This window comes from Mycobacterium sp. ABE4_509 (assembly GCF_056160785.1).
The window spans coordinates 1-7050 of sequence record NZ_JBSWXU010000206.1 but is presented as its reverse complement, the minus strand read 5'-3'; the positions used below and the strand labels follow the sequence as shown (position 1 = coordinate 7050).

Here is a 7050-nt window from a genome sequence, read left to right as displayed (position 1 = left end):
GGCCGCTGCGGACCGCGCCGGCATACAGCGGTGCGGCCACCGCGCGCGCCGCCCCCAACCAGCAGGCGGCCACCCCGGCAGCGCCGTGCCAGAAGCCCGGCCGGGTCAGATACGCGCCCGCGCCGCCGACCGGTACCGCGGGAGTCGAGGTGAATTGCACTGATCGGGTATCGGAATCCGCCATGCCGGCGTTACGCCAGCTACCCGGCAGCGGACGCACCCCGCGCCCGGCCAGGTCCACCGCGAACAGTGCGCGCTCCCCCGCCGGAAGCCGCGCGGTGACCAGCGCGTGGGTACACAGTCCCGCCCCCGAACACCACACTTTCGTGCCGTCGAGCAGCACCCGCCCGTCCGGGTACTCGGTGGCCGACACGACGGCATCGGGGGACTCGGCTGCCCACACCCCCCACCATTGGCCCGGCTCCGGCGCGGGTCCGTCCAGTTCGGCCAGGATCGCCACCGCATCGGCGTGCGCTTCGGCCAGACGCCCGGCGGTCACATCCGCTTCGGCCAGCGCGCCCAGTTGCCGCCAGCGCTGCGCGGTGGCGCCGTGACCGGGCAGCGGCAGATCCAGCGCACCCGACCGCAGCCAGCGCTGGACAACCCCGGCGCTCACGAGGCCGCTCCGGACGCGTCACGGCCCCCGGCCGCTGGACGGGACAACGAGCGCAGGTGGTGGGCGAACCCGCGCGGAGCCCGGCCCCGACGCCGGTCCGACGTCACGACCGACAGCTCGGCGTCCCGGTCGACGCGCAGGCCCGCGGCCTCGAAACGCTGCACCAGCTCGACGTCCTCGCCGGTTTCCAGCGCCCGGAAGCCGCCCACCTGCCAGTAGGCGTCGGCACGGAAGCCCATGTTCGCGCCGTGGACATGGTCGTGTTCGGCGCCACCGCGGCGGTATCCGCGCAGATAACGGCGCGCGACGGCGGCCGGGAAACCACTCCAGGTCGGCGCCCGGACAACACCGAGCACCATGTCGGCGCCGCCGTGGCGGTGCGGGTCGAGCATCCGCAGCAGCCAGTCGGCGTCGACCACGCTGTCGGCGTCGGTGGTGGCGTACCAGGTCAGCTCGGGCGCCGCACCCTCACCGCCCCACTCCGTGCGGGCGTAGCTGAACCCGGCCGCGCGCGCGGCCCCCACGTTTCCGGCCTCGACGGCGACGAAATGCACGTCGGGCCCGAACCGGCCGGCCAACCGCTCACTGCCGTCGGCGCAGGAATCCAGCACCACGACGAGCGACGTCGGCACCGGCAGACACAGTGCGGCCGTCGTCAGCGCGCGCAGGCACGGCGGCAGGGTGGCGACCTCGTCGTGCGCCGGCACCACCACCACGGCCTGCCGCAGAGCTGATTCGGGCGTGGTCATGGGGCTTATGTAGCCGCGGATCGGCACTTTCACACCTGGCACGATGGTGGGGTGAGCAACCGTGGATGACACCGCCGGCGCCGTCGAAGCCGTCCTCTTCGACTTCTCCGGCACGCTGTTCCGGCTCGAGGAAGACGAGAGCTGGTTCGCCGGCATGGAACTGGAGACCGCGCTGGGCGCCGAGCAAACCAGCGAGGTCGACGGCCACGTGCAGGCGGAGCTGATGCGACGGCTGACCGCACCCACCGGCCGGTCGGTGTCGATGACGCCCGAGGCCCTCGAGGCCTGGATGAACCGCGACCTCGCGCCCCACCTGCACCGGGAGGCCTACCTGCACGTGCTGCGCGAATCCGGGCTGGCCCACCACCACGCCGAATCGCTGTACGGCCGGGTCATCGATCCGGCCAGCTGGACGGCCTACCCGGACACCGCACCGGTGCTCGCCGGGTTGCGGGCGCGGGGCATCAAGACCGCGGTGGTCTCCAACATCGCCTTCGACCTGCGGCCGGCCTTCGCCGGGATCGGCGCCGCCGGCGATGTCGACGAGTTCGTGCTGTCCTTCGAGGTCGGCGCCGTCAAACCCGACCCGGCGATCTTCCAGACGGCCCTGGACCGCCTCGGGGTCGCCGCCGGGCACACGCTGATGGTCGGCGACAGCGACGAGGCCGACGGCGGGGCCCGCGAGCTCGGCTGCGCCTTCGCGCTGGTCGACCCGCTGCCCACCGGGCAGCGCCGGGACGGGCTGATCGCCGCGCTGCGGGCCCACGGCATCCGGGTGTGAGGTTCCGGGGCGCCGACCCGACGATGCCCGGTGTGCGGCTTCGATAGCGTGTCACCCCGTGAGCAACCCGTTTGACGCCAGCCTGTGGGAACCGGTCGCCGGCTTCGAGGACCTGACCGACATCACCTACCACCGCCACGTGTCCGACGGCACGCGGCTGCCGACGGTGCGGGTGGCCTTCGACCGCCCCGAGGTGCGCAACGCGTTCCGCCCGCACACCGTCGACGAGCTGTACCGCGTTCTCGACCACGCCCGGATGTCCTCCGACGTCGGGGTGGTGCTGCTGACCGGCAACGGACCGGCCCCCAAGGACGGCGGCTGGGCCTTCTGCTCCGGCGGTGACCAGCGCATCCGCGGTCGCTCCGGCTACCAGTACGCCTCCGGCGAGACCGCCGAGACGGTGGACCCGGCCCGGGCCGGGCGGCTGCACATCCTGGAGGTGCAGCGGTTGATCCGGTTCATGCCCAAGCCGGTGATCTGCCTGGTCAACGGCTGGGCCGCCGGCGGCGGGCACTCGCTGCACGTGGTGTGCGACCTGACGCTGGCCAGCCGCGAACACGCCCGGTTCAAGCAGACCGACGCCGACGTGGGCAGCTTCGACGGCGGCTTCGGCAGCGCATACCTTGCCCGTCAGACCGGGCAGAAGTTCGCCCGGGAGATCTTCTTCCTGGGCCGCGCCTACACCGCCGAGCAGATGCACGCGATGGGCGCGGTCAACGAAGTCGTCGACCATGCCGAACTGGAAAACGTTGCACTGCAGTGGGCTTCGGAGATCAACGGGAAGTCGCCGCAGGCGATCCGGATGCTCAAGTACGCGTTCAACCTGCTCGACGACGGGCTGGTGGGCCAGCAGCTGTTCGCCGGGGAGGCCACCCGGCTGGCCTACATGACCGACGAAGCGGTCGAGGGGCGTGACGCGTTCCTGGAGAAGCGCGACCCGGACTGGACCCCGTTCCCCCGCTACTTCTGAGCGATTTCGGCGTGTTCGTCGTCGCTGAGCGCAGACAATCACGCCGAAATCGCGAGAGGACGAGATGTGACCAGTAAGAACCCGCTGCGCCGACTGGCCGAGCAGGTCGTGCTGACCAGCATGCGACCGCCACTGCTGCCGACGCTGCTGCAGTACCGGCCCAACCGCGAGGTCGTCGACCTGACCGGCAAGCGGGTACTGCTCACCGGGGCGTCGTCGGGCATCGGGGCGGCCGCCGCGGAGAAGCTGGCCCGGCGCGGCGCCGTCGTGGTGGTCGTGGCGCGCCGTCAGGAACTGCTCGACGAGGTCGTCACCCGCATCCGCGACGCCGGCGGGCAGGCCCACGCCCGCGCCTGCGACCTCGCCGACATGGCCGCCATCGACAGCCTCGTCGCCGGCGTCGAAGCCGACCTGGGCGGCATCGACATCCTGGTCAACAACGCCGGGCGGTCCATCCGCAGGCCACTGCGCGAATCCCTGGACCGCTGGCACGACGTCGAACGCACCATGACGCTGAACTACTTCGGCCCGCTGCGGCTGGTCCGCGGGCTGGCGCCGGGCATGCTCGAGCGCGGCGACGGCCACGTCATCAACGTCGCCACCTGGGGTGTGAAGACCGAATCACCCCCGCTGTTCGGGGTGTACAACGCGTCGAAGGCCGCGCTGTCGTCGGTCAGCCGGATCATCGAAACCGAATGGGGTGACGACGGCGTGCACTCGACGACGCTGTACTACCCGCTGGTGAAGACCCCGATGATCGCACCCACCCGCGAATACCGCGGGCTGCCGGCGCTGTCCGCCGAGGAGGCCGCCGGCTGGATCGTCACCGCCGCCCGGCACCGCCCGGTCAGCATCGCGCCGCGGGTGGCCGTCGGGGCGGCCGCGCTCAACAGCGTCGCCCCCGCCGTGGTCGACACCGTGATGAAACGCCAGCGGATGCAGCCGGGGAGCTGACCCGTCATGGGTGACATCGCGACCCTGGCCGACATCGTGCGCGTCCACGGCCGAACCCGGCCCGACCACCCTGCGCTGGTGGCCGGCGACCACACCATCACCTTCGGCGCGCTCGACGAACGATCCAGCCGGGTGGCCCAGGCGCTGGCGGCGGCCGGGGTCGGGTTCGGCGACCGGGTCGCCGTCGTCGACCGCAACGGCGCGGAGTTCTTCGACCTGGTGTTCGGGCTGGCCAAGCTCGGCGCCATCGGGGTTCCGGTGAACTGGCGACTGGCCGCCCCGGAGATGCGGCACGTCATCGACGACGCCGGCGCCGCCCTGGTGCTGGTCGGGGAGGACTTCTTCGGCCACCTCGAGGAGATCGAGCATCAGCTCACCGCCGGCATCGTCGCCATCGGCCGCCATGACCGGTGGCCGTCCTTCGACGACTGGGTGGCCGCGCATCCCGCGCAGGACCCCGGCGTCGTCACCGGCCCCGACGACCTGGTGTTCCTGATGTACACCTCGGGCACCACCGGAGCCCCGAAAGGGGTGATGCTGAGCAACGCCAACTACCGCTGCAAGTGCGCCGGGGTGGCGGGGCCGTGGCGGATGGACGACGAGGCCGTCACGTTGGCGGTGATGCCGCTGTTCCACATGGCCGGGTCGGGGTGGGCACTGGCCGGGCTGTGGCACGGCGGCACGGTGGTCGTGCTGCGCGACGTCGACCCCGCCGCGATCCTGGCCAGCGTCGCCGAGCACGGCGTGACCAACCTGCTGCTGGTGCCGGCGGTGATCGCACGGCTGCTCGACACCCCGGGCCTCGGCGCGGCCGACCTGTCCGGGCTGCGGGTCGTGGTCTACGGGGCATCACCGATCAGCGACGACGTGCTGACCCGCGGGATCGAGCGGTTCGGCGGGGTGTTCGCACAGGTCTACGGCATGACCGAGACCACCGGATCGGTCACCCAGCTCGACGGAGCCGAGCACGTCGCGCACCTGCTGCGCTCCTGCGGCAAGCCGTACCCGTGGGTGCAGATCCGCATCGTCGATCCGGAGGCCGACCCCGAGGACCAGGACGAAGCGCCCGGTCCCGGCCTGCCGCCCGGCGCCGTCGGCGAGGTGTGGACCCGTTCGGCGCAGAACATGCCCGGCTACTGGAACAACCCCGCGGCCACCGCCGACACGCTGCGCCCCGGCGGGTGGCTGCGCACCGGCGACGCCGGCTACCTCAGCGAGGACGGCTACCTGTACCTGCACGACCGGATCAAGGACATGATCGTCTCCGGCGGCGAGAACGTGTACCCCGCCGAGGTCGAGAACGTGCTGATGACCCACCCCGGGATCGCCGACGCCGCCGTCATCGGCGTCCCCGACCAACAGTGGGGCGAGGCGGTCAAGGCCGTCGTCGTGCGCAGCCCCGGCGCGACGCTGAGCGCCGACGACCTGATCGGGTTCGCCCGCGCCCGGCTCGGCGGATTCAAGCTGCCCAAGAGCGTGGACTTCGTCGAGACGCTGCCCCGCAACCCGAGTGGGAAGCTGCTCAAGCGCGAGTTGCGGGAGCCCTACTGGGCTGCGACCGGCCGGCGCATCGGCTGAGTCGGGCGGGCCCGGGTCAGCGCTGCCGGCCCGCCGTGGTAGGACTACAGCCATGGAGATCCTGGCCAGTCGGGTGCTGTTCCGGCCGGTCGACTACCAGAAGTCGCTGGCCTTCTACCGCGACGGCCTCGGCTTGGCGGTAGCACGGGAATACGGTGCCGGCACGGTGTTCTACGCCGGACAGTCGTTGATCGAACTGGCCGGACACGGGGCCCCCGCCGAGGGCGCACCGCCGTTCCCCGGGGCGTTGTGGCTACAGGTACGCGACCTCGCCGCGACCCAGGACGAACTCCGCGGGCGCGGTGTGCAGATCGCCCGGGAAGCCCGCCGGGAGCCGTGGGGCCTGCACGAGATGCACGTGCTCGACCCCGACGGTGTGCAGCTGATCTTCGTGCAGGTGCCCGACGATCATCCGCTGCGCCGCGACAACCGGGCCTGAGGTTCGTAAGCCGGCGCGGTCAGCGGGCCGGCTCGGCCAACGGCCACCCGACCGAAGCCAGCCGGGCCGCCACCCGCCCGGTCTCCTCGGCCGACGGCTGCGCCTCGCTCAGAACGTGGATCGCGGCGCGGATCTCCGGGGGCGACGCACTGCCGGAATCGTTGCCCCGCAACACCATCTGAGCGATCGCGACGACCTCGTTCTCGGACAGCGAGCGGGTCAGCAGCGCCAGCAGCGGGAAGTAGTCCTGCTGCGGGATACCGTGCGGGTAACCACGCTCCAGCAGGGCGAGCACGTTGTCGATGACCTTCGCAGACATGTCTTCTCATTGTGAAGCGTGACAGCGATTTTGACCAGCCTTACGGGTCGCCGGGAAACCCCGAAAGTCTTGCCACAAGCCATTTCTGCGGGGCCGGCCGAGGAATTCACCCCGCGTTCACCAGCCGTCGGGCCGCCATTGCCCCAGCGCACTGGGCTACGATCGAGCCGCTGTGAGGACCACCACCCGCCCGCTGAGCGGACCCCGCGACGAGGGGGCCCGCACATAGCCGTTCTGCGTCCCGTCCAGATCCGCGCCGGCAGCGCCGCCCTGGCGGCCATGACCGTCGTCGACGACGTGCTGGCCGGCCACGCGGCGGTGCTGCCGGTGCCGGCCGACGACCCCCACCAAACCGCACTGCTGACAACGGCATTGCGCGCCGGTGAGGACATCGACGACACCGTGGGCGTGGTGTTGTCGACCTCCGGCACCACCGGCACCCCCAAGGGCGCACAGCTGGGCCCCGGCGCGCTGACCGCCAGCGCCGAGGCCACCCACGCCCGCCTCGGCGGGGCCGGCAGCTGGCTGCTCGCACTGCCCGCCTACCACGTCGCCGGGTTCCAGGTTCTGGTCCGCAGCGTCGTCGCGGGCACCGAGCCGGTGGCGTTGCCGCCCGGGTTCGGCCCCGCCGACCTGGCCGGCGC

Annotated in this window: 9 protein-coding genes; 6 read left to right on the top strand and 3 right to left on the bottom strand. The window is 72.0% G+C overall.

What is annotated here, in order from left to right:
• Positions 1-616: acyl-CoA dehydrogenase family protein (locus tag ACXAID_RS26215; RefSeq protein WP_475025104.1), on the bottom strand; the 616-nt coding region annotated here is incomplete at its 3' end.
• A complete protein-coding gene (locus tag ACXAID_RS26210) occupies positions 613-1365 on the bottom strand; it encodes a glycosyltransferase family 2 protein (RefSeq protein ID WP_475025103.1) in 753 nt (250 codons plus the stop codon). The genes ACXAID_RS26210 and ACXAID_RS26215, both read right to left, overlap by 4 nt.
• Positions 1366-1426: 61 nt before the next feature.
• Here ACXAID_RS26210 and ACXAID_RS26205 point away from each other — a divergent pair, with 61 nt between their 5' ends.
• The 5 genes from ACXAID_RS26205 to ACXAID_RS26185 all read left to right on the top strand — a co-directional run bounded on the left by ACXAID_RS26205 (position 1427) and on the right by ACXAID_RS26185 (position 6087).
• A complete protein-coding gene (locus ACXAID_RS26205) occupies positions 1427-2146 on the top strand; it encodes an HAD family hydrolase (protein ID WP_475025102.1) in 720 nt (239 codons plus the stop codon).
• A 58-nt stretch (positions 2147-2204) separates the two neighbouring features.
• Positions 2205-3116: a 1,4-dihydroxy-2-naphthoyl-CoA synthase gene (locus tag ACXAID_RS26200; RefSeq protein ID WP_475025101.1), complete on the top strand. Its 912-nt coding sequence runs from the start codon at positions 2205-2207 to the stop codon at positions 3114-3116.
• 66 nt (positions 3117-3182) lie between these two features.
• A complete protein-coding gene (locus tag ACXAID_RS26195; protein ID WP_475025100.1) occupies positions 3183-4070 on the top strand; it encodes an SDR family oxidoreductase in 888 nt (295 codons plus the stop codon).
• A 6-nt stretch (positions 4071-4076) separates the two neighbouring features.
• Complete coding sequence (locus tag ACXAID_RS26190) at positions 4077-5648, top strand: long-chain-fatty-acid--CoA ligase (protein WP_475025099.1); 1572 nt, start codon at positions 4077-4079, stop codon at positions 5646-5648.
• 52 nt (positions 5649-5700) lie between these two features.
• Positions 5701-6087, top strand: coding sequence for a VOC family protein (locus ACXAID_RS26185; RefSeq protein WP_475025098.1), 387 nt, complete (start codon positions 5701-5703; stop codon positions 6085-6087).
• Between the two features lie 19 nt (positions 6088-6106).
• Here ACXAID_RS26185 and ACXAID_RS26180 read toward each other — a convergent pair whose 3' ends face one another.
• On the bottom strand, positions 6107-6406 hold the full coding sequence (locus tag ACXAID_RS26180) for a DUF3349 domain-containing protein (protein WP_475025097.1): 300 nt from the start codon (positions 6404-6406) through the stop codon (positions 6107-6109).
• Between the two features lie 279 nt (positions 6407-6685).
• Between ACXAID_RS26180 and ACXAID_RS26175 the strand changes: the two genes are divergently transcribed.
• A partial coding sequence (locus ACXAID_RS26175) for an AMP-binding protein (protein ID WP_475025096.1) occupies positions 6686-7050 on the top strand: 365 nt, incomplete at its 3' end.